The sequence below is a fragment of the Nocardioides zhouii genome (assembly GCF_004137345.1).
In the GTDB taxonomy this organism is placed as follows: Bacteria; Actinomycetota; Actinomycetes; order Propionibacteriales; family Nocardioidaceae; genus Nocardioides; species Nocardioides zhouii.
In genome coordinates, this window is record NZ_SDWV01000010.1 from 54,032 (window position 1) to 75,522 (window position 21,491).

Here is a 21,491-nt window from a genome sequence, read left to right on the forward strand (position 1 = left end):
CTCCTCACTCGGCCAGACGTCGGAGCTCGATGTGCTCGCCGCGCGCCGCGAACCGCTTGCAGGCGGCCCGCAGGCCGTCCTCGTCCTCGCTATCGATCAGGTAGAACCCCACCACCTGCTCAGCGGTCTCGCTGAAAGGCCCGTCGGTCACGAGCGCAGCGCCACTGCCGTCGGGACGCATGGACGTCGCCTGCGCGGACGGCTCCAGCGGACTCACCGTGACGAGGGTGTGCCCCCCGGCGCTGAGGTCCTCGTGGAACTGCACGTGGGAGGCATGGCCCTTCTCGTGCTCCTCGGGAGGCAGGTCCGCCCACTCGGCCTCGGGTGCGGGCAGCAGGATCAGGTAGCGGCTCATCGCGTCGGTGTGCTCCTCGTTCGTCGCGGGCCGCAGGTTGCGGCCTCACCACTCTGACGGACCGAGCGTGCCCGATTCGACACCCGGCCCGCACCTTTCTCGACGGGAGTTGCGCAACCCACCAAGATGGGGCCATGGCGATCCACGAGAGAGCAGGACAGCCCGCCCGCCCCGAGGACCTGGTGGACGTCTCCCACCTCGTCACGGCCTACTTCGACCTGGAGCCCGACCCCGACGACGTCGCGCAGCAGGTCGCCTTCGGCACGAGCGGTCACCGCGGCACGTCCCTCACCACCTCCTTCAACGAGATCCACATCGCCGCGACGACCCAGGCGATCTGCGACTACCGCAAGGACCAGGGCTACGACGGGCCGCTCTTCATCGGCCGCGACACCCACGCCCTCTCCGAGCCGGCCTGGGCCACGGCGCTCGAGGTCCTCGTTGCCAACGACGTCACCGTACTGGTCGACGACCGCGACGGCTTCACGCCGACCCCCGCGGTCAGCCACGCGATCATTCGCGCCAACCAGGGGCGTACGACGGGCGCGGGTCTCGCCGACGGGATCGTGGTCACCCCGTCGCACAACCCGCCGCAGGACGGCGGCTTCAAGTACAACCCGCCCCACGGTGGGCCGGCCGACTCCGACGCGACGACCGTGATCGCCGCCCGCGCCAACGAGCTGATCCGCGGCAACATCGAGGGCGTACGACGGGTGACCTTCGCGAAGGCGCGCGCGGCCGTCGGCTCGTACGACTTCCTCGGCACCTACGTCGACGACCTGCCGCAGGTGCTCGACCTCGACGTGATCCGGGACGCCGGGGTGCGCATCGGCGCCGACCCGCTCGGCGGGGCGAGCGTGGCCTACTGGGGCGAGATCGCCGAGCGGCACCGGCTCGACCTGACGGTGGTCAACCCGCTGGCCGACCCGACGTGGCGCTTCATGACGCTCGACTGGGACGGCAAGATCCGGATGGACTGCTCCTCGCCCTATGCGATGGCGTCCCTGGTCGGACGCAAGGACGAGTACGACATCGCCACTGGCAACGACGCCGACGCCGACCGGCACGGCATCGTCACGCCGGACGCCGGCCTGATGAACCCCAACCACTTCCTCGCCGTCGCCATCGGCTATCTCTTCGGGGGCGCCCGCCCCGGGTGGCCGGACTCCGCGCGGATCGGCAAGACCCTCGTCTCGAGCTCGATGATCGACCGGGTGGCCGCGTCGATCGGCAAGCCGCTCGTCGAGGTGCCGGTCGGCTTCAAGTGGTTCGTGCCCGGCCTGATGGACGGCTCGTTCGGCTTCGGCGGCGAGGAGTCGGCGGGCGCGTCGTTCCTGCGCCGCGACGGCTCCACCTGGACGACCGACAAGGACGGGCTCCTGCTGGCGCTCCTGGCCAGCGAGATCCTCGGCGCCACCGGCAAGACACCGAGCGAGCACTACGCCGAGCTGGTCGCGCAGCACGGTGACCCGGCGTACGCCCGCATCGACGCACCGGCCACCCGCGAGGAGAAGGCCAAGCTCGGCGCGCTCTCGCCCGACGACGTCACCGCGACGACGCTCGCGGGGGAGGCCATCACCGGCAAGCTCACCGAGGCGCCCGGCAACGGCGCGAAGATCGGTGGCCTCAAGGTGACCACCGAGTCGGCCTGGTTCGCGGCGCGACCGAGCGGCACCGAGGACGTCTACAAGATCTACGCGGAGTCGTTCCGCGGACCCGAGCACCTCGCCCAGGTGCAGGACGAGGCGCGAGAGGTCGTCAGTACGGCTTTGCGGTGAGGAAGTGGTACTCGCCGCGCGACGGGGCGGGCACCGTGACCGGTCCGGCCTCGATCGGGCCACTGGCCCCTCCGTGGGCGCGGGGGGCGCCCGCGTCGCCGAAGTCGGCGTCCATCTGGGCGCGGGAGAACTCCACCGCCGTCACGTGGTCGAGCCGCACGAGGAACTGCGACTGGGCGCCGTCGAGGATGGCGCCGAGGCCGTCGCAGCCGAGGACGCGGCCCTCCATCCAGGTGCCCTCGACAAGCACCTTCACGTCGGCGCCGGTGTCCTGGGCGTGACGCAGCAGCGTGCCCACGCTGAACATGGTGCTGGACATCTTCGTCATGGCGTACCCCCACAGGTATCGGTCACGCAGCCCCCACAGCCGCAGTGAGCAGAACGTACGTCCCGCCCCCGACACCGGATGGCCGATGACCCGAGCACGACCGAGGCCTTCGACGAAACTTGATGATTCGCGAGGCTTTACGCCACCACTGGTACAGACCGGTCCACGATCGCCCGCAGCGACCCGCTCGTCAGCATCCCGAACGTGCCGCCGTACGTCGTCCCGAACCGGCTCCCGCAGAAGGCGTCGGCCACCTCGGGCGGCGCGAAGCGCACCAGCAGCGAGCCCTGCAGGCAGGCGGCCATCCGGCCGGCCAGCATCCGGGCGCCGGACTCGAGCGCCCCGGTGTCGCCGAGGAGCGCGAGCGTGTCGTCGACGGCGCGGTCCAGCCGGCTGTCCGCACCGCGGGCCGCGCCCACCTCGGTGATCCACGCCTGCAGCACCTCCGGCTCGCGGCCGAGGGCGCGCAGCACGTCGAGGGCGTTGACGTTGCCCGAGCCCTCCCAGATCGAGTTCAGCGGCGACTCGCGGAACATCAGCGGCAGGCCCGACTCCTCGACGTAGCCGTTGCCGCCGAGGCACTCCAGCGCCTCGGCCACCATCGCGGGGGTGCGCTTGCAGACCCAGAACTTCGCGAGCGGGAGAGCGATCCGGCGCAGCGCCACCTCGTGGGCGTCGCCCGGCCGGTCGACCGCCGCGGCCAGCCGCATGGCGAGGGCGGTGGCGGCCTCGGACTCGATCGCGAGGTCGGCGACGACGTTCAGCATGAGGGGCTTGTCGACGAGCAGCCCGCCGAAGGCCGAGCGGTGGGCGACGTGCCAGGACGCCTCGGCCAGCGCGTGGCGCATGAGCGCTGCCGAGCCGAGGACGCAGTCGAGCCGCGTCGCGGCCACCATCTCGATGATCGTGCGCACCCCCCGACCCTCGTCGCCCAGTCGTTGCGCGAGGGTGCCGTCGAGCTCGAGCTCGCTGGAGGCGTTGGACCGGTTGCCGAGCTTGTCCTTGAGCCGCACCACGTCGATCCGGTTGCGGGTGCCGTCGGCCAGCACCCGCGGCACGACGAAGCACGACAGCCCGCCCTCGGCCTGGGCCAGCACGAGGAAGAGGTCGTTCATCGGGGCGGAGGTGAACCACTTGTGGCCGTGCAGCGCGTACCAGCCGTCCTCGTCCGTGCGCACCGCCCGCGTCTGGTTGGCCCGGACGTCGGAGCCGCCCTGCTTCTCGGTCATCCCCATGCCGGCCAGGGCACCGCTCTTCTCGGACCGTGGTCGCACGCCCGGGTCGTACGAGCGGGCCGCGAGCAGCGGTGTCCACTCCTTCGCGATCGCGTCGTCGGCCCGCAGCGCCGGCACGGCGGCGTACGTCATCGAGATCGGGCAACCGTGCCCCGGCTCGGTCTGCGACCACGCGAAGAAGCCGGCCGCGCGCTTGAGGTGCGCGTACGGGTCGCCGGCCTCCTGCTGCTCCCAGGGTGCGGCCTGCAGGCCGTGGCCGACCGCGCGCTCCATCAGCCAGTGCCACGACGGGTGGAACTCGACCTCGTCGATCCGGTTGCCGAAGCGGTCGTACGTCGTCAGCTCGGGGTGGTGGCGGTTGGCGAGCACGCCGTGCTCGCGCGCCTCCTCGGTGCCGGCCTCCGCACCGAGCGGGACGAGCTCCTCGACGAGCTCCGGCGAGCCGTGGCGGGCGACCGCCTCGGTGAGCGCGACGTCGGAGGTGACGACGTTGTGGCCCACGAGCGCCGGCGCCTGGTTGGTGGCCACACGGGGGTCAACGGGCTGGGTGAGGTCCGTCATGCGCACACCGTAGGCGGATCGCCGCCGGGATTCGCGTCGAGGGGGGCACCAGTCGCTAGCGTGACGGCATGGTCGAGGCGCGCGAGGAGAACCCTGCCCCGCACCGGCTCGAGGTCATCGCCCGACGCTGGGGCGAGCACCTGTGGCGGGTCATCGTCACGACGGTCGGCTCGTGCCTGCGGCACCGGGTCACCGGCCTCGCCGCAGAGGCGGCCTTCTTCGCCGTGCTGTCCGTGCCGCCGTTGGTCTTCGCGCTCGCGGGGGCGGTCGGCTTCGTCAGCGAGAGCTTCACCGACACGCAGGTCGACGACATCCGCAACGCGGTGCTGGAGGTGTCGCGCCAGGCGCTCACCGAGAAGGCGGTCAACAGCATCATCCGGCCGACCATCGACACCGTCCTCGACGGCGGTCGCTACGACGTGATCTCGATCGGCTTCATCCTCGCGCTGTGGTCGGGCTCGCGCGCCCTCAACGTCTTCGTCGACACCATCACGATCATGCACGGCCTCGGGGGCCATCGCGGGATCGTGGCCACCCGCGCACTGTCGTTCGTCCTCTACGTGATGGCGATGGTCACCGGAGCGCTGAGCATCCCGCTCGTGGTGGCGGGACCCACGCTGGTCGACCGGGTGCTGCCCGCCCGGCTCGACTTCGTCAACGCCCTCTACTGGCCGCTGGTCCTGGCGCTCTGCATCTGCTTCCTCGCCACGCTCTACCACGTGTCCGTGCCAGTGCGGACGAAGTGGCGGTTCAACCTGCCCGGCGCGACGTTCTCGCTGTTCTGCTGGGTCGCCGGGTCCTACCTCCTGCGCTGGGTGCTGACGGTGACCGCCGCCGAGTCGCGATCGATCTACGGCCCGCTGGCCGCCCCCATCGCCGTCCTCCTCTGGCTCTACCTCCTGGCCCTGGCCGTGCTGATCGGCGCGGCGGTCAACGCCGCCTTCGACACGGTGTTCCCGCAGAACAGCACGACGCGCGCGCGGCTCGAGCTGGTGCAGCGCCTGCGCGAGCGGATCAGCGTGCGAGACTCCTGATCGTGCGCCCCGAGACCGACCACCCCAGCGTGGGGCGGGTGTCCCTGCCGGACCGGCAGCGGTCACCGTGGTGGGAGCTCGGCCGCCGGGTGCTGGCCGCTGTGGGGATCCTGGTCGGCACGGTCCTGCTGGTCTACTTCGACCGCGAGGGCTACCGCGACAACGCCCACCCGGGCCGCGACCTGACGCTGCTCGACGCGTTCTACTACACGACCGTCACGCTCAGCACGACCGGCTACGGCGACATCGCCCCGGCCGACCCGCAGGCGAGGCTGATCAACGCCATCGTCATCACACCGGCCCGCATCGCCTTCCTGGTCCTGCTGATCGGCACCACCCTGGAGGTCCTCGCCTCCCAGGGACGCGAGATGTTCCGGGTCGCCCGGTGGAGGAAGAAGATGGACCAGCACGTCGTCGTCGTCGGCTACGGCACCAAGGGCCGCAGCGCGATCGAGACCCTCGTCAGCAACGGCTACGACCGTGCCTCGATCGTCGTGGTCGACCCGGACCAGGTCGCCATGGACGAGGCCAACCGCGACCAGCTCGTCGGCATCGCCGGCGACGCCACCCGCCGTGGCGTGCTGCGCCAGGCCGGTGTCGAGAAGGCCACCCACGTCATCATCACCACCGACCGTGACGACTCCAACGTGCTCGTCACGCTGACCGTCCGCCAGCTCAACCCCGACGCCTGGATCGTCGCCGCGGTGCGCGAGCACGAGAACGTCCCGCTCATGCGCCAGTCCGGCGCCAACTCGGTCATCACCTCCTCCGACGCCGTCGGCCGGCTGCTCGGCCTCTCGTCGATGTCGCCGACGCTCGGCTCGGTGATGGAGGACCTGATGACGTACGGCGAGGGGCTCGAGGTCGCCGAGCGCGACCTGCTCGTCAACGAGGTCGGCAAGCAGCCCCAGCGGCTGCCCGACCAGGTCATCGCCGTCGTACGCGACGAGAAGGTCTACCGCTACTTCGACCCGGTGGTCTCGCTCCTCGCCCGCGGCGACCGGCTGATCGTCGTACGTCCCGCCAAGGAGCTGCCGTGGGCGCCGCGTCCCGGCACGCACGGCGAAGAGCTCGCCGACGAGGACGACTAGGGCGTGAGCTCGTGATCGCCTCCCACGCGCACCGCTTCGTCTTCGTGAAGACCCGTAAGACGGCCGGGACCAGCCTGGAGATCGCCCTCTCGCGCCACTGCGGTCCCGACGACATCGTCACGCGGATCAGCCCGGCCGACGAGGAGCTGCGCGCGGCCGCCGGGGGAGTGCCCCCGCAGCACGACCAGACCGAGCCCAGCTCGTATGCCCACATGGGCGCGCGCCGGGTGATCCAGGTGATCGGCCGGGAGACCTGGGACGACTACTTCACGTTCGCCGTCGAGCGGAACCCGTACGACGTGGTGGCGTCGTCGTGGCGCTACAGCTCCCGCAAGCCGACCTTCACCAAGACCTTCGCCGAGTTCGTGCGCACCCCCCGCCGCCTCGACCGGCTCGCGCTCAACGAGCGCCTCTACCGCATGGGCGGGAAGGTGATCGTGGACCGCGTCTACCTCTACGAGGAGCTGCCGGCTGCGGTCGCCGACATCTCGGCCCGCCTCGGCCTGGCCCTCGACCTGCCCCACGCCAAGCAGGGGAGTGGCCCGCACTACCGCGAGCTCTACGGCCCCGGCGACGCCGAGATCGTGGCCCAGCGGTTCTCCCGCACCATCCGGGAGTTCGGCTACGAGTTCTGAGGCCTGCTTGCATGAGTCCCCGCTTCAGCGGTGACTCCCGCACCTCTGGGCCGTTGCAACGGCCGAACCGCGGCAGGCTCGGCCCACCCGTGGTGCCCGAGGGGCTGAGGGGCCCGGCTGCCGGGGGCGCGTCCGCCGCAGTCAGCGCTCGCGGTGCCCGAGCCGGCCGGAGATCAGCGCTGCCGCGGCGAGGAGGCTCGGGAGCAGCTCGTCCATCCGCTCGTCGGGCAGGCGCTCTGACGGAGCGGTGATCGACAGCACCGCGGCCAGGTCGTCGAGGGCGCCGCGCACCGGGACGGACAGCGTGTGGACGCCCTCGATGGTCTCCTCGAAGGCCCGCGCATGGCCCGTACGGCGGACGTCCGCCACCTGCCGGCGCAGCTCGTCGGGCGCGGGCGGGTTCACCGGCTCGATGTCGGTCTGCTCGCGGTCGTCGAGGACGCGGAGGATCTCGTCGTCGGAACGCTCGGCGAGCAGCACCTTGGCGGGCGCACCGAACCAGAGGGGGAGCGGGCGACCGACGTCGAAGCGGGCGCTGAGCCGGCGCTGGGGCTCGACCTGCTCGACGTGGATCAGCCGGTCGGCGTGTCCCACGGAGAGCCCCACGGTCTCGGCGACCTCGGTCACCAGGTCGGTCATCGGACCGATCGAGGCCGCGTGGAGGCTGAGCCCACGCTGGTACGCCGATCCGAGGGCGAGCGTGCGCGGGCCGAGGCCGTAGCGCCGCGTCGCGGGATCGCGCATCGCGAGGTCCACCGCCTCGAGCTCCACCAGGATGCGCTGGACCGCCGACTTGGACAGCCCGGTCCGTTCGGCGATGCCACGCACGCTGGGCGGGACGGTGTCGGTGGCCAAGGTGTCGAGGACGGCGACCGCGCGGCGGAGCAGTCCGCGCTCCTCGGTGGCGTCCGGGGTCGGTGACAGGGTCACGCGCGCACTCCTCGGGTGGGTGGCAGGGGATGGCAGGCACTGCTTGACACGGGCCGGGAGGCACCCGAACACTGTGCGGCAGTGTCCCATCAGTGGGAGCACTGTCCCATCAAACGGGACACCGCGCAAGCAGGGAGATGACATGTCACAGTCGGGTACGACGGCGGCCGCCGGGCCCGGGGCCTCGCACGACCAGGCCCAGATCCGACGGGTGGCCGGTGCGAGCCTGCTCGGCTCCGTCGTCGAGTGGTACGACTTCTTCCTGTACGGGACGATGGCCGCACTGGTCTTCAACAGCCAGTTCTTCCCGACGGTCGACCCGCTGGTCGGGTCGATGCTCTCGTTCGCGACCTTCGCTGCCGGCTTCGTCACGCGACCGCTCGGTGGCTTCATCTTCGGCCACTTCGGCGACCGCATCGGGCGCAAGCGGATGCTCGTGCTGACGATGCTGATCATGGGCGTGTCGACCTTCGCGATGGGCCTGCTGCCCAACTACGCGGCGATCGGCGTGGCCGCGCCCATGCTGCTGCTGGCCCTCCGGATGCTGCAGGGCATCGGCCTGGGAGGCGAGTGGGGCGGTGCGGTGCTGCTGTGCGTGGAGCACGCACCGGAGGGCAAGCGCGGGTGGTACTCCTCCTGGCCGCAGCTCGGCGTGCCGATCGGCCTGCTGACCTCCACCCTCGCGGTGACCGCGGTGACGCAGCTGCCCGAGGCCGACTTCCAGTCGTGGGGCTGGCGCATCCCGTTCCTCGTCTCCATCGTCCTGGTCGCTGTGGGACTGGTGATCCGGCTCAAGATCGACGAGCCGCCGGCGTTCAAGGAGATCGAGGAGGCCGACGCCAAGGCCGCGCTGCCGCTGGTCGAGGTGTTCCGCAACCACTCGAAGGTCACGCTGCTGGCCATGGGCGCCCGCGTCAGCGAGAGCGTCACCTTCAACATCTACAACGCGTTCCTCGTCACCTACACCGTGACCGTGCTTGGCCTCGAAGCATCTGTCGTCCTCGACGCCCTGCTGGTCGCCTCCGTCGTCGGCTTCGGCGCGATCCTGGTGGCCGGCCGGGTCTCGGACCGCATCGGGCGCCGTCCCGTGTTCGCCACCGGTGCGGCGCTCGCGCTGGTCAGCGCGGTGCCGATCTTCGCCCTCGTGAACACCGAGAACCCTGCGCTGATCACCCTCGGCGTCGTCGTCGGCTGGGGCCTCGCGGCGTGCATCATGTTCGGTCCCGAGGGTGCGATGTTCGCCGAGGTCTTCCCGACCCGCGTGCGCTACTCCGGCATGAGTGCGGTCTACCAGATCGGCGTCATCCCGACCGGTGCCGTCGCACCCCTCATCGGCACGTCGCTCGTGAGCGCGTGGAGCGGCTCGGTGTGGCCGGTCGCCGTCTACGTGATGGCGATGGCGCTGATCTCGCTCGTCTCGGTGTTCTTCCTCCCGGAGACCCACCGGCGCGACCTGCGCGACACGACGTCGTACGACTCCGCGCGCGAGACCGTGGGCGCCGGTCGATGAGCCCTCGCGAGGGGCGGCCCGACGTCCTGCTGATCCTGGCCGACGACATGGGCTTCTCCGACATCGCCTGCTACGGCGGCGAGGTGCGTACGCCCTCCCTGGACCGGCTCGCCGCGGGCGGCGTACGGATGACGCAGTTCTACAACACCGCGCGCTGCAGCCCGTCCCGCGCCTCGCTGCTGACGGGCCTGCACCCCCACCAGGTGGGGATCGGCATCCTCAACTTCGACGACGCCCCCGACGGCTACCCGGGCAACCTCAGCGAGGAGTGCGCCACGGTCGCCGAGGTGTGCCGCGACGCGGGCTACGCGACGTACCTCTCGGGCAAGTGGCACCTCGCCGTCGACATGGACACCCCCAACCCGGCGTGGCCCACTCGCCGGGGCTTCGACCGCTTCTTCGGCACGCTCGAGGGTGCCGGGTCGTTCTACCGCCCGCGCACGCTCGTGCGGCAGGAGACCAACATCGAGGACGAGGCGGAGCAGCCGGGCTGGTTCTACACCGACGCCATCTCCGACACCGCCGTCGAGTTCCTGGCCGAGCACGACGAGGAGCGCGGCGACGACCCGTTCTTCCTGTTCCTGGCCTACACGGCCCCGCACTGGCCGCTCCACGCGCACGACGAGGACATCGCGACGTACGCCGGTCGCTTCGACGCGGGCTGGGACCAGCTCCGCGAGGAGCGGCTCGAGCGGCTCGTGAAGGAGGGGATCATCGACGCGGCCTGGCCGCTGACCCCGCGCGACGAGCGGGTGCCCGCCTGGGAGGAGGTCGTCGACCGCGAGTGGGAGGCCTCCCGCATGGCGACGTACGCCGCCCAGGTGGACCGGATGGACCAGGGGATCGGGCGGGTGCTCGACCAGCTCGAGGCGTCGGGCCGCCTCGACAACACGCTCGTCGTGTTCCTGTCCGACAACGGTGGCTGCGCGGAGGAGATGCCCCCCGGTGACGGGGCCCGCGAGTTCGTCACCGCGTTCGTGCCGCTGGAGGACACGACCCGCGAGGGCGAAGCTGTCGTGCCGGGCAACGACCCCGCGCTGCGGCCGGGCCCAGAGTCGACGTACATGTCGTACGGGCGCTCGTGGGCGAACCTGTCCAACACGCCGTTCCGGGAGTACAAGCACTGGGTCCACGAGGGCGGGATCTCCACGCCCTTCATCGCCCACTGGCCGGTCGGCCTGCCGACCGACGGGTCGCTGTGCACGGTGCCGAGCCAGCTCGTCGACGTGCTGCCGACCATCGCCGAGGCAGCCGGCGCCCGCTACCCGGCCCAGCGCAACGGTGCGACGATCCCGGACGTCGAGGGCGTCAGCCTCCTCACCGCGCTGCGCGGAGAGGGAGTGGACGTCGAGCGCGACCTGTTCTGGGAGCACGAGGGCAACTGCGCAGTACGGCGCGGCCGGTGGAAGCTGGTCAGGAAGCACCGCAGCGACTGGGAGCTCTACGACATCGAGGCGGACCGCACCGAGCTCGAGGACCTCGCGGCCGAGCAGCCCGACCTCGTGACCACGCTCGCCGACACCTGGCAGGCCTGGGCCGACCGCTGCGGCGTCCTCCCGCGTGAGCGCGTCCTCGAGATGTACGCCGCGCGCGGGCACGGCCTGCCCGAGGAGTAGGCGGCCCTGGGCCGGGGCGACCACCACGGGGGTGTGGTTGCACCGGTCGGGGAACCGTCGGGTCGCGCGGGACGCGCATTGCGGACCCGAGCGTTCCCCACGACGACGAAGGCCCCGCATCTCTGCGGGGCCGTCGTGGTGGTGGGCGATACTGGGTTTGAATCTTATTCCGGCGCATGCGGCGATCCTGGACAAGAGTGGACAGAAGGGCTCTGACCTGCGGAAACAACGCCCTGTATCGCTCGAACGCGTGGACAGAAGCACGCACAATCTGACATCCTTGTTGCACGTTGTTGCACGAAATAGGGAGCGGACATGCCACGCAGGCGCGCATTCGGTGCCATCAGGAAGCTTCCCAGCAAGCGCCACCAGGCCTCCTACCTCGGCCCCGACACCATCCGGCACAAGGCCCCGGTCACGTTCGAGACGGCCGAGGATGCCGAGGCGTGGCTCACCGATCGACGCCGCGAGATCAAGAACGAGGACTGGACACCGCCGACGACGAAGGCGCCACTCACATTCGGGGAGCACGCCGAGCGCTGGCTCACGCACCGCCAGTTGAAGCCGCGCACGCGCTACCACTATCGCAAGATCCTCGACGCGCGGATCTTGCCGACGTTCGGCGACGTCGCCCTGAAGCACGTCACGGCCGACCTGATCGACGACTGGCACTACCGGATGGGCGACACGACCCCGACCGCCAACGCGCACGCGTACGGCCTCATGAGGACGATCCTCAGCGACGCCGTGCAACGCCGACTGATCCAATTCAACCCCTGCCACATCCGGGGCGCGGGCAACACCAAGCGCGTCAAGCAGATCGGCCCGGCCAGTCTGCCCGAGCTCGAGGCCCTTACTCTGGCGATGCCCGAGCGCTACCGGCTCATGATCCTTCTGGCCGCATGGTGCGGACTCCGCTTCGGTGAGATCACCGAACTACGCCGCCACGACTTCGACCTGACCAACGGCGTCGTGAAGATCCGCCGAGCCGTCGTCCGCGTCAACGGTGAGGTCATCATCGGCACACCGAAGTCCGCCGCAGGTACGCGCGACGTCTCGATCCCGCCGCACCTGCTCCCCATCGTGAAGGCACACCTTGCCGACACCATCACCGGAGGCCGCGAGGGTCTCCTCTTCCCTGCCTCTGGCGACCCGACGAAGCACCTGGCCCCCGCCACGCTCTACCGGGTCTTCTACAAAGCACGCGAAGAAGCCGGCAGGCCCGACCTCCGGTTCCACGACCTCCGCCACACCGGCGCCGTCCTGGCGGCCAGCACAGGCGCCACACTGGCCGAACTGATGGCCCGCCTCGGCCACTCCACCGCCGGCGCAGCGTTGAGGTACCAGCACGCCGCAAAAGACCGCGACAAGGTGATCGCCCAGGCGCTATCTGAACTGGTGGCGAAAACTCACGATTGAGAGCGGCGGCGTCGACGAAAGTGTCCGGCACGGTCTGAGCCTCCGCGGCCAAAGCATCTCGTCGGAGCGGGTTGGGCAGAGTGATCTTGCGTCAGCAAGGTCAAGAGCAGGCCAAAACAGCGCAGGTAGGTCCTCGCTGCATCGGAAGTCGACGCCCACGGGCGCGCCGCCCAACGAGATCGAGTCGACCGGTGAGTGCTGTAGGTCGCTCGGGCTAAACAGGTCTTGATCATCTTTCGCACTCGATCGAAACTTGCTGATTCCTTGACATTGCATGCGCCGCGTTCCACGATGAGACATCGGCGCGACTGGGTTGGGAAGACCACCCAAGGAAATCGGGGGCTCAAGTGTTGAAGATCATTTCAGTTGGACTAGTTGGTGCGTTCCTGGCGGCCACCCTTCCTTCCTCCAGCAGCAATGCGTCTAACTCGGAGTACGCTGCAAAGACAATGTCTGCTGAGACTGACTTGCCGCACGCGGACGTGGGCGCTTATATGGAACTATTCAACGTGCCTGAGAGCGCCGCGCTTGAACAGCTTGCGGCGCAACAGGCCCTGAGCCAAGTCTCCATGTCTAGCGGTGACAACTTTGCAGGTTTCGAGATTATTAGGGGTGCAGAATTTGTCATTAACGCCTATGTGACGGCGCCCCCATCGCCCGAGTTCAGCGCGCGACTCGAACAAGCGGGCCTATCGCACCTGGTAAAGTTTGAGTACGTCGATGCCAGCCTCGCTCGGCTGCAAAAACTACAGGACTCCATTCGTCTGATCGGTGGGCGCTCCGTAAGCACAGTTCTGGATGTTCAGAAGAACCGGGTTGAAGTGGCGCTTGCATCACACGACCTGCGCAGGGCAATTGCTGAACGCCTCGTAAAAGAGGATCAGGATGACGTCATCTTTTTGGAGGCGCCCGCGGCTCCGGACGATCCAACCGTAGGCGGCGGCGGGGCGACAAGCACGTGCACCGCAGGATTTGTGGTCGTGAAGAGCTCCACTGGCAATCGGGGTGTATCGACAGCTGGACACTGTCCCGATGCCCAAAGTTACAAGAATGTCGCGCTTAACTTCAAAGGCGAAGCCTATGGGGGGACGAGCGACATTCAGTGGCATGACTCGGGCGCGCTGACTTGGCAGAACCGCGTAGAAGATGGCGTGAATGACTCCACCCCCTTCTTCCGCAATATCACGTCACGCGAAGCAACCAGCAGTATCGCGCTTGGAAACTTCTACTGCAAAACAGGATCATTCACCGGATACCTCTGCGGTACGGTATCGGCCGTCAATTACTGTCCTAGCTACGGCGGCTTGAGTTGTGACTTTTTCCTTCTGTCGGGTTCGTCGGATATGTCTGCGGATGGTGACAGCGGTGGCCCGGTTTACGTCAACGAGAAGGCGGTTGGAACAACGTCTGGGCGACGAACGGCCGACGGCCATCCATATCCTGCAATTATCGGTCCTCAAGCCACCTTTTCGAAGCTAGGTTTGGTCGTAGCCATAAGCTAGGAGTGGTCCAAGTGCGACGGTTTTATGCAACTTTGCAAAGCGTTATTCTCGGCATATGCGTGGTCGGTTGCGCAAACGACGACAAGCCCTTTTCAGGGGATCCGAACAGCCCTGTATTGGTGAACGTCGCGGCGGGGAATGGCGACGGTGCCTCGGCTAGGATACAAGGGACGGTGGGATTCCGCGAAGGATGTTTCTTCGTCGACGATCGCCCCACAATCTGGCCAGTGGGCACAGAGTGGAGCGAGTCGCGGAAAATCATATCTCTGCCTGGTGGTACTGAAATTGCGCTGGGTCAGTACGTTGAAGGTGGCGGGCAATATTTATCGCCCGATAAACTCGAGGCAGAGTTCGGTGAGATCTTGAGTCACAGAGTTCGCGGGTGCACTGGGGGCAAAGCGGAGGTCGTGGTCTTCAATAATGATGGCGCTATAACTGCGCGACCCAACTAAAGTTGGTGCCAGCCTGGAGCTCTTTGGCTGATTTGCATTCCTTGAGACAGCCCTGCGAGTCCTACCTGAGGCAAGCGCGCCCGGGCGTGGTATGTGCCGAGCGGATGGTCGCGCCGGCAGCGCCACCCGATGTTAGGACCGTGCACCACGAGCCTGCCACAGCATTCAGATAGACTGGCTCATCAAAGTTTTCGGTGTACGCGAGTGGCGAGGCGGGTCGTGTCCAAGGTCGTGGTAGACGAAGGGGGCACCGCGTGATCCGGTGGTTGCACTCTTGGCAGTGAGTGCGGCGGGTGTCAGGTCCTCCTGTTCGGTGGTGGTCTCGTAGGTAGTGATGAGGGGATTCGGAAGCGGGCGAGGACGTCGAGTCCGAGGTAGCGGCGCGCCCTTCGATCCAGTCGTCGTGCTGCTCGGCCAGGACGGCGCCGATGAGCCAATTCGCGGAGTTTCTCTCAGGGAAGACCTGACTCGGCTCACGCTAGTGCGCACGTCAGTTGATCTCCTGACGGTAAAAGATGCAGCGACATAAGGCGTCCCCCAAGGCATCCGCCTCTGAAGTCGGGTTTGCTCCAGAACTGTGCCTTGACGGAGTTACCGCGATCGGCGTGGACGAGCATTTGTGGCGACACACCGACGCGGGGCCAAGTACGTCACCGTGATCATGGACCTCATCGGCATCGCGACGGTACCGGCCCCGCTCGGTTGTCGGACGTGGTCGAGGGTCGCCGCAGGCTGGACAGGACGTCAAAGGAACGAGTCGACGAAGTGCTGGTCTACTTCCAACGCTCCGGCGCCAGCAACGTACCGACCGAGGCCCCAACGGGCTCGAACACTCCGCTGTTCCGCGGCCCGCCATCTTGTGCCACAGAGGTCACACATTCCGCATGAGGTAGTTCTGAGCACGATCGCGCTACCCCTAGTGACTTCTTTTGACGGAAAAGCGCGAGTCGTGCATGCGTTGCTCAGTACTGAGGCATGAAGCCTTCAGTATTGAGCGGCACGCATGCTACGAAGGTCCGTAGATCGGTCCGCCCCTTGGGGCGGGCCGAGTGTCATTTCAAGGCTATGTGACGAGTGCTGACGGGCGGTGACGAGACGTGCACGGTGGGGTGAAGTTCTACCGGGGGTCTGCGTCCGCCGCGCGCTCCTACGTCGAGGCGGACCGTTCGCGGGTCGATGACTACTACCTGGCTGAGGGAACCGGGGTGGCCGAGCGATATGTCGCCATGTCTCCGCCGGGGGAGGGGGGACCCGGGGTTTCCGCAGTTCAGGAAGGGGGGACGCTCGATGGCGACGCCTACGAACGCTGGGTCGCCGGCTACGACGTCGAGACCGGTACGGCCAAGGGGCGGCTTCGCGACGACGCGCACGCACTGCGGTTCGTCGAGGTCGTCGTCAACGGGCCGAAGTCGTGGTCGCTCGCCGCCGCACTCCACCCCGAGATCGCGGCGGCGTACGACGCGGCGATGGATCGCGCGGCTGGCGAGGTGATCGTGTGGGTGGCCGAGCACGCCACCACCCGGGTCGGGCCACGTGGCCGGCAGGTGCAGGTGCCGGTCGAGAAGCTCGAGGCCGCAGTGGTGCGGCACTACACCTCACGGTCAGGTGACCCGCACCGTCACCTGCACGTGCAGATCAACGCACGGGTCTTCGCGCGCTGGGCGTGGCGTGGTCTGCACTCGGTCGGTGTCGTGGACAGCGTCGAGGCGCTCAACGGGATCGGGCACGCGGCCGTGATGTGCGACCCCGATTTCCGGACCGCCCTCGCTGCGAAGGGGTACACGCTCGGCGACGACGGTGAGATCGAGCAGCTCGCGCCTTACGCCGGACGGTTCAGCCAACGTGCCGCGCAGATCGGTCGCAACGTCGACCGGTACGAGGCCGCCTGGCGTGCCGAGCACCCCGGCACCGAGCCGGGGCCAAAGTTGCGCCAGACGTGGGACCGACGCGCGTGGGCCGACGCACGACCCGACAAGGTCGTGCCCCGCAGGGGCGCTGACCTCGTCGTCGCATGGAACCGAGAGCTGCGCGACCTCGGCTTCAGCCCACCGACGCCACCGACCATCTCGCCGACCAACGCGACTACACAGCTGGGTCTGCAGATCGGACGGATCAACCGCGACGCCGCCGCGGACCTGGTGCTGATCCGGCTCGGCGCGAAGCGGTCGGCGTGGAACGTGCCTGACATCCGCGGTGAGGTCGAACGACTGGTCGCCTCCGTCGGCGTGGTCGCGGAACGGGCGGTGCGGCACGAGCTGGTCGAAGACATCGCCGAGCGTGCCCAGACGCGGTGTGTGCCGTTGCTGGAGCGCGACGACGCCCCCGAGCACGTCCGCAGCCTGACCTCCGCGCGGGTCCTCGCGGTCGAGGCCGACCTCGTCGACGCCATCGCCGCACGCTCGGCGCGGCCGGTGACCGTCGCCGCCGGGCTCCGCGGCGTCGACCACCTCGACCCCGCGCAGCGACGTGTCGTCGCCGCCCTGGCCAGCGACACCAGTCTGCTCGTCATCGAAGGCGCCGCCGGCACCGGGAAGACCACGACCCTCGCCGCCGCACGCCACCTACTCGACGCGTACGACCGTCGACTCGTGGTCGTCACTCCGACTCTCAAGGCGGCCCAAGCGGCACGGCAGCAGGTCGGCGCCGATGCGTTTTCCGCCGCTTGGCTCGTCCATCAACACGGGTACCGATGGGATGTGGACGGCCACTGGTCACAGAGAGACGCTGCACCTGAGGCTCGCGCCCGCCTGCTTCCCGGCGACGTCCTCCTCGTCGACGAGGCCGGCATGCTCGACCAGGACACCGCCCGCGCGCTGTTCGCCATCGCCGACCGAGCCCACGCAACCGTCGCGCTTCTCGGTGACCGCCACCAGCTCCCAGCAGTAGGTCGTGGCGGCGTCCTCGACCTCGCCACACGGTGGGTTTCACCCACAGCTCACCTGGAGCTGCAGTCGGTCCACCGGTTCAGCGATCCCGCGTACGCCGACCTCAGCCTCCTTATGCGTACTGGTGAGTGCTCTGGTGAGGTCTTCGACAAGCTTCACGAGCGCGGGCAGATCGTCGTCCACGCCAGCGACGTGGAACGCACCGCCGCATTGGCCATCATCAGCGCCGACGGTGTCGACGGTGTCGATGCCGGCGACCAGCTGATCATCGCCGACACCCGCGACCAGGTGAGTGCCCTCAACGCAGCCATCCGTGACCGCCGGCACGACTCGGGCGCACGACTTGGTGAGCGATCTGGTGAGCGGACTGGTGAGCCGACCACCCGCCGTGGTGAGCGGATCGGTCTCAGAGACCGAGTCGCGACTCGACGCAACGACCGCGACCTGGGCGTCGCGAACCGTGACACCTGGACCGTGGCCGGAATCGGGGAGGACGGCAGCCTGCTCGTGGTCGGCAGCGCCGGCCAACGCGCGCTTCCTGCCGAGTACGTCCGCGAGCACGTCGAGCTCGCCTTCACCACCACCGCCTACGGAGCACAGGGCGAGACCGTCGACTCCGCCCACTTCGCGCTCGGCGAGACGACCGGCGCCGCCTCGGCGTACGTCGCCATGACCCGCGGCCGCCACGACAACACCGCCCACCTCGTCGCCGAATCCGTCGACGACGCCCGCAGCCAATGGGTCGAGGTCTTCAGCCGCGACCGCGCCGACCTCGGACCACGTCACGCCGCACAGAGGGCCGCCGACGACATCGAGCGGTACGGACCGAACGCGCAGCCTGGCGTCGCGGGACTGCAGGCCGCGGCGCTGCGGGACGGCCGACGTCGGCCACCGCAACCGATGCCTACCTCCGCACCGACCTCCCACGGAATCGGTCGCTGACCAACTTTCTCGCGTCGAGTGATCGTCCGGACAGGTCTGGAGGACATAGGAGACCAGGAGAGGCGCCAGTCTCGACAGCAGCGGTCACAGATGTCCGACCTGCCCAGCGCGGTGGTGCTTCTCCATACAGAGGTCGCCGAAGCGGTCGGCGGCCACGACGAAAGGCCACGCGATGACACCCATCGGTATCCCGGACGACTGGGACGACAACAATCTGATCCTGTTCGAGGAGTTCTGCGACCTCATCCGCACACCCCAGCGCACCGTCCGCGACTGGCGCCAACGCGGCGTCGGCCCCAGGTGGACCCGCTTCCAAGGCGTCGGCCGGCTCTACATCACCGTCGCCGAGGCGCGGCGCTTCCTCGCCTCCGCCACGGCCACGCGGGTGGAGGTGCGTTCCGATGGCTGAGCGACGCGCCATCCCTGTCTACCTCAGCCTCGAGGAAGCGGCGGAGGCCATGTCGGTCTCGGTCAAGACGATCCGGCGCTGGATCGCCGCCGGCATGCTCCCGGCCTACCGTTGTGGCAAGCGCGCCATCCGGATCAAGCTCGAGGACCTGGAGTCCGCTCCACGAGAGATTCCAACCACGCGTCTCTAAGTGCCGTCAGCCCATGGTCACCTGCAGCGGCCGAGGCGGATCGGCTATTGGGGAATCGCGGGACGGGACTGCGTACTTCCGTGGCCTGATGGGCCGACTGACTTCGTTGGCGGACGAGGAGCGCCGCAGGCCCGACGTGACTCTAGGAGGCGGCCTGCGCGCGCTCGATGTCGACGATCAGGCTGTCGAGGGTGCGGGTCTTGATGGGCGGGTCGCCCGGGGCGACGTAGTCCTTGTTGATCCGGTCGCGAAGAATCAACGCCCTGTGGAGTCGCTCGAGTTCGGACGTCGATCGCCAGCCGGCGGGCTGCTCCATCATGCGACCCATCTCGGCGTCGCGGCTGTGAAGGTAGTGGTCGCGAGGGTCGAGCAGCGGGCCGCGAACATCATTGCCGCACTTCGCGATTCGGCAGCCGATCCGGAGCCGGAGGTCGGAGTGCTCAAGCAGTTTCTTGGCCAGGTTTGGCGTGGCCGTAAAGGCCAGAGCGGGGAGGTACACGCCAGCACCGCCCCCCTGCCTCAGGCGGTTGCCGTCCTCATCGAGGCGCTCCGCGGGAGGGTTCTTTCGGCGGTTGACCTGGGTCTTGTGGTTGACGTGCTCGAGCATGCCCACGCCGACGGAGTAGGCAGAGGCGTGGCCGAGGGCCACCGCCACCTGACCGAGGTTGCCCGAGTGGCCCAGGGTGACGTGAAGGCCGGCGTCGGTGAACGCCTGAGCGATCGCGAACCCGTTGGCAATCTTCGTCAGGCTCTCGTCTTCCCCGCCGAAGGGAGACAGTTGGAGTTCGATCTGTCGGACGCCCGCTGAGACATACATGTCTGCCGAGTCCGCGGCGTTTGCGCGGGCGTAGCCGTGCTTGATGACCAGGACCGCGCGGACCGGGCGGTCGGCCTGGCGAACGGTCGCCTCGGCGAGGTCGACGTTGAGAGCGGCACTGTGAGCGGACTCGACGTAGAAGTGGGGCGCCGTCAGGTGCGTGACGCCTTCGGGGTGGGTCGCGATGGTGTGCTCGACGAGGGCGCTGCGCGCGGAGAGCGAGGTCGCCAGTTCCGCGACGTCGAAGCGCCGGCCAGCCCACATTGGGAACTTCTCGAGCTCGTATCCCTCGTAGGACAGTAGCTCGGTGGCCGGGTCCCAGAACACGTCCACCCCTGCGGCGGCGGCTGCCTCAGCCGCGTAGCGCTGACGCGTGGTCGCCTTGGGATCGAGCACGATCGCGCTCGTGGCGGCAGTGCTGCGGGACAGGAAGTCCTCGACGACCTTCTGGTCGTTGTAGCCCAGTCTGAACTGGAGACTCATCGGCGTGCCTCTCGTGCGGGGGTCTTGACGTAGGTGCCATACTAGCGACAGAAACCCGACATAGTAAGGACAACAATTATGGGGCGTGTCGGAGCAGGTGCGCTTGCGGAGAAGGTATCCGGAGCCATGGACACTCTTGGGCTCACAGACGACGAGGTCGGCTCAATCGTCGACGCGTCCGGCCGATCGGTCGCGCGCTGGGCCGCTGGTGAGGTCGTGCCACAGCGACTCAACAAGGAGCGGCTCCTCGAGCTGGCGTACGTAGCCAACGCTCTCAGCGAGGTGCTGCCACGTGATCACGCGAACATGTGGCTGTTCACCCCGCACCGCTCGCTGAACCATGAGAAGCCGGCGACCCTCATCCACGAGGGAAGGTACAAAGAGGTCCTGGATCTCATCGAGGCGATTGCCGATGGGGTGTTCGCTTGACGGCGGCCCTCAACGAGGAACTTGTCGAGGCGATCGACGCCATCGGCACGACGGTCTGGTCGGGGGAGACCTTCCGGTACACCAATGCCAGAAGAGAGCCACTCTCCGGGGAGGGAGCTCGCCGGTTCGGGGCTCGCTACAACCCCAGGGAACTCTTCCCGGTCGTCTACCTGGCCCAGCCGGTCCAGGCGTGCATGCGTGAACTCGAGCGGGCGGTGGCCAACCAGCACCTCACCGTGGAGCACCTACTACGCAGCGCGCCGCAGGTGCTTCACACGATCGATCTCACGGAAATTGACGTCCTTGACCCCACGCAGGCCGACACACAGGCCGCCCTTGGTCTCGAGAACTCCGACTTCACTGGAGACTGGGGACCATGCCAGGAGGTCGGGCACGCCGCCTGGTTCCTGGGATTCCACGGCGTGCTCGCTCCCTCTGCCGTAGGCGACGGCGTCACACTCGCGCTGTTCGACCACAACACGCCACCTAGCCGGATCCACCTCAAGTCCACCGAGCCGCTCACCCTCGACATCTACCGCTCCCTGGCGTCCAAGTAGGAAGACCGCCGCGTCAGCGGTACGTAGCCGAGGGGAGGGGCTACATCGAGTGGTGATGACGGCCGCGCGCATCATGCTTGTTGCACGTATGTTGCACGAGAGGCCCTCTTCCGGATGGAAAAGGGCCTCTGACCTGCATGTTTACTGGTGGGCGATACTGGGTTTGAACCAGTGACCTCTTCCGTGTCAAGGAAGCGCGCTACCGCTGCGCCAATCGCCCGGGTCTTGAGTTGTCGTGCTGAGGTGCTGGCATGCGAGGTGGGTACGGGATTTGAACCCGTGTACACGGATTTGCAGTCCGTTGCCTCGCCTCTCGGCCAACCCACCGTGGAG

Annotated in this window: 18 protein-coding genes, 2 tRNA genes and 1 pseudogene; 14 read left to right on the top strand and 7 right to left on the bottom strand. The window is 68.3% G+C overall.

The features are described from left to right. Positions 1 to 4: 4 nt before the first annotated feature. Positions 5 to 355, bottom strand: a complete 351-nt coding sequence (locus tag EUA94_RS11395) for a YciI family protein (RefSeq protein WP_129427007.1) — start codon at positions 353 to 355, stop codon at positions 5 to 7. 134 nt (positions 356 to 489) lie between these two features. Between EUA94_RS11395 and pgm the strand changes: the two genes are divergently transcribed. Beyond that, entirely contained in the window at positions 490 to 2,133 is a 1,644-nt protein-coding gene (gene pgm / locus EUA94_RS11400; RefSeq protein ID WP_129427008.1) for a phosphoglucomutase (alpha-D-glucose-1,6-bisphosphate-dependent), read from the top strand. On the opposite strand, the gene EUA94_RS11405 is transcribed toward pgm, so the two are convergent. Together EUA94_RS11405 and EUA94_RS11410 are read right to left on the bottom strand one after the other, a co-directional pair. After that, positions 2,114 to 2,461, bottom strand: a complete 348-nt coding sequence (locus tag EUA94_RS11405; RefSeq protein ID WP_129427009.1) for a hypothetical protein — start codon at positions 2,459 to 2,461, stop codon at positions 2,114 to 2,116. The genes pgm and EUA94_RS11405 overlap by 20 nt on opposite strands. Positions 2,462 to 2,598: 137 nt before the next feature. Beyond that, positions 2,599 to 4,257, bottom strand: a complete 1,659-nt coding sequence (locus EUA94_RS11410) for an acyl-CoA dehydrogenase family protein (protein ID WP_129427010.1) — start codon at positions 4,255 to 4,257, stop codon at positions 2,599 to 2,601. A 68-nt stretch (positions 4,258 to 4,325) separates the two neighbouring features. On the opposite strand from EUA94_RS11410, the gene EUA94_RS11415 reads away from it, so the two are divergent. Genes EUA94_RS11415 through EUA94_RS11425 form a run of 3 tightly spaced genes read left to right on the top strand, consistent with a single transcriptional unit; the run spans position 4,326 to position 7,017 of the window. Continuing rightward, entirely contained in the window at positions 4,326 to 5,291 is a 966-nt protein-coding gene (locus tag EUA94_RS11415; protein WP_129427011.1) for a YihY/virulence factor BrkB family protein, read from the top strand. A gap of 2 nt (positions 5,292 to 5,293) precedes the next feature. Further along, positions 5,294 to 6,382, top strand: coding sequence for a potassium channel family protein (locus EUA94_RS11420; protein WP_242494812.1), 1,089 nt, complete (start codon positions 5,294 to 5,296; stop codon positions 6,380 to 6,382). 11 nt (positions 6,383 to 6,393) lie between these two features. Continuing rightward, positions 6,394 to 7,017: a hypothetical protein gene (locus EUA94_RS11425; RefSeq protein WP_129427012.1), complete on the top strand. Its 624-nt coding sequence runs from the start codon at positions 6,394 to 6,396 to the stop codon at positions 7,015 to 7,017. A 141-nt stretch (positions 7,018 to 7,158) separates the two neighbouring features. Here EUA94_RS11425 and EUA94_RS11430 read toward each other — a convergent pair whose 3' ends face one another. Then, positions 7,159 to 7,947, bottom strand: a complete 789-nt coding sequence (locus tag EUA94_RS11430; protein ID WP_165356862.1) for an IclR family transcriptional regulator — start codon at positions 7,945 to 7,947, stop codon at positions 7,159 to 7,161. A 142-nt stretch (positions 7,948 to 8,089) separates the two neighbouring features. Between EUA94_RS11430 and EUA94_RS11435 the strand changes: the two genes are divergently transcribed. From EUA94_RS11435 to EUA94_RS11475, 8 genes and pseudogenes are all read left to right on the top strand, one after another. Continuing rightward, positions 8,090 to 9,457, top strand: coding sequence for an MFS transporter (locus tag EUA94_RS11435; RefSeq protein WP_165356863.1), 1,368 nt, complete (start codon positions 8,090 to 8,092; stop codon positions 9,455 to 9,457). Continuing rightward, complete coding sequence (locus EUA94_RS11440; protein WP_129427015.1) at positions 9,454 to 11,073, top strand: arylsulfatase; 1,620 nt, start codon at positions 9,454 to 9,456, stop codon at positions 11,071 to 11,073. The genes EUA94_RS11435 and EUA94_RS11440 overlap by 4 nt, the downstream gene beginning before the upstream one ends. Positions 11,074 to 11,388: 315 nt before the next feature. Beyond that, complete coding sequence (locus EUA94_RS11445) at positions 11,389 to 12,492, top strand: tyrosine-type recombinase/integrase (protein WP_129427016.1); 1,104 nt, start codon at positions 11,389 to 11,391, stop codon at positions 12,490 to 12,492. Positions 12,493 to 12,839: 347 nt separating this feature from the next. Then, positions 12,840 to 13,994 (top strand): chymotrypsin family serine protease, encoded by a 1,155-nt coding sequence (locus EUA94_RS11450; protein ID WP_129427017.1) that lies wholly within the window; start codon positions 12,840 to 12,842, stop codon positions 13,992 to 13,994. Between the two features lie 1,036 nt (positions 13,995 to 15,030). Then, a pseudogene (locus EUA94_RS11460) lies at positions 15,031 to 15,178 on the top strand (ISL3 family transposase); the annotation flags it as partial. Positions 15,179 to 15,555: 377 nt separating this feature from the next. Beyond that, entirely contained in the window at positions 15,556 to 18,273 is a 2,718-nt protein-coding gene (gene mobF, locus EUA94_RS11465; RefSeq protein ID WP_207210507.1) for a MobF family relaxase, read from the top strand. Between the two features lie 172 nt (positions 18,274 to 18,445). Next, positions 18,446 to 18,682, top strand: a complete 237-nt coding sequence (locus tag EUA94_RS11470; RefSeq protein WP_129427019.1) for a hypothetical protein — start codon at positions 18,446 to 18,448, stop codon at positions 18,680 to 18,682. After that, positions 18,675 to 18,872 (top strand): helix-turn-helix domain-containing protein, encoded by a 198-nt coding sequence (locus EUA94_RS11475; protein WP_129427020.1) that lies wholly within the window; start codon positions 18,675 to 18,677, stop codon positions 18,870 to 18,872. The genes EUA94_RS11470 and EUA94_RS11475 overlap by 8 nt, the downstream gene beginning before the upstream one ends. A 142-nt stretch (positions 18,873 to 19,014) precedes the next feature. Here EUA94_RS11475 and EUA94_RS11480 read toward each other — a convergent pair whose 3' ends face one another. Beyond that, a complete protein-coding gene (locus EUA94_RS11480) occupies positions 19,015 to 20,172 on the bottom strand; it encodes a hypothetical protein (protein WP_129427021.1) in 1,158 nt (385 codons plus the stop codon). A gap of 126 nt (positions 20,173 to 20,298) precedes the next feature. Between EUA94_RS11480 and EUA94_RS11485 the strand changes: the two genes are divergently transcribed. Next, positions 20,299 to 20,601 carry an antitoxin Xre/MbcA/ParS toxin-binding domain-containing protein gene (locus tag EUA94_RS11485; RefSeq protein WP_207210508.1) on the top strand — a complete coding sequence of 101 codons (303 nt, stop codon included), beginning with the start codon at positions 20,299 to 20,301 and terminating at the stop codon, positions 20,599 to 20,601. Further along, the gene (locus tag EUA94_RS11490; protein ID WP_129427023.1) at positions 20,598 to 21,158 is read left to right on the top strand and encodes an RES family NAD+ phosphorylase; all 561 of its coding nucleotides are present in this window, start codon (positions 20,598 to 20,600) and stop codon (positions 21,156 to 21,158) included. The genes EUA94_RS11485 and EUA94_RS11490 overlap by 4 nt, the downstream gene beginning before the upstream one ends. A 145-nt stretch (positions 21,159 to 21,303) precedes the next feature. On the opposite strand, the gene EUA94_RS11495 is transcribed toward EUA94_RS11490, so the two are convergent. Both EUA94_RS11495 and EUA94_RS11500 read right to left on the bottom strand, forming a co-directional pair. Beyond that, positions 21,304 to 21,378 (bottom strand) — tRNA-Val (locus EUA94_RS11495). 36 nt (positions 21,379 to 21,414) lie between these two features. Continuing rightward, positions 21,415 to 21,485, bottom strand: a tRNA-Cys gene (locus EUA94_RS11500). Positions 21,486 to 21,491: the final 6 nt, after the last annotated feature.

Excerpts from the sequence above, each read along its gene's own strand:
- EUA94_RS11395 (WP_129427007.1), bottom strand. The coding sequence starts at position 355 with ATGAGCCGCTACCTGATCCTGCTGCCCGCACCCGAGGCCGAGTGGGCG.
- pgm (WP_129427008.1), top strand. The coding sequence starts at position 490 with ATGGCGATCCACGAGAGAGCAGGACAGCCCGCCCGCCCCGAGGACCTG.
- EUA94_RS11405 (WP_129427009.1), bottom strand. The coding sequence starts at position 2,461 with ATGACGAAGATGTCCAGCACCATGTTCAGCGTGGGCACGCTGCTGCGT.
- EUA94_RS11410 (WP_129427010.1), bottom strand. The coding sequence starts at position 4,257 with ATGACGGACCTCACCCAGCCCGTTGACCCCCGTGTGGCCACCAACCAG.
- EUA94_RS11415 (WP_129427011.1), top strand. The coding sequence starts at position 4,326 with ATGGTCGAGGCGCGCGAGGAGAACCCTGCCCCGCACCGGCTCGAGGTC.
- EUA94_RS11435 (WP_165356863.1), top strand. The coding sequence starts at position 8,090 with ATGTCACAGTCGGGTACGACGGCGGCCGCCGGGCCCGGGGCCTCGCAC.
- EUA94_RS11440 (WP_129427015.1), top strand. The coding sequence starts at position 9,454 with ATGAGCCCTCGCGAGGGGCGGCCCGACGTCCTGCTGATCCTGGCCGAC.
- EUA94_RS11445 (WP_129427016.1), top strand. The coding sequence starts at position 11,389 with ATGCCACGCAGGCGCGCATTCGGTGCCATCAGGAAGCTTCCCAGCAAG.
- EUA94_RS11470 (WP_129427019.1), top strand. The coding sequence starts at position 18,446 with ATGACACCCATCGGTATCCCGGACGACTGGGACGACAACAATCTGATC.
- EUA94_RS11475 (WP_129427020.1), top strand. The coding sequence starts at position 18,675 with ATGGCTGAGCGACGCGCCATCCCTGTCTACCTCAGCCTCGAGGAAGCG.
- EUA94_RS11480 (WP_129427021.1), bottom strand. The coding sequence starts at position 20,172 with ATGAGTCTCCAGTTCAGACTGGGCTACAACGACCAGAAGGTCGTCGAG.
- EUA94_RS11485 (WP_207210508.1), top strand. The coding sequence starts at position 20,299 with ATGGACACTCTTGGGCTCACAGACGACGAGGTCGGCTCAATCGTCGAC.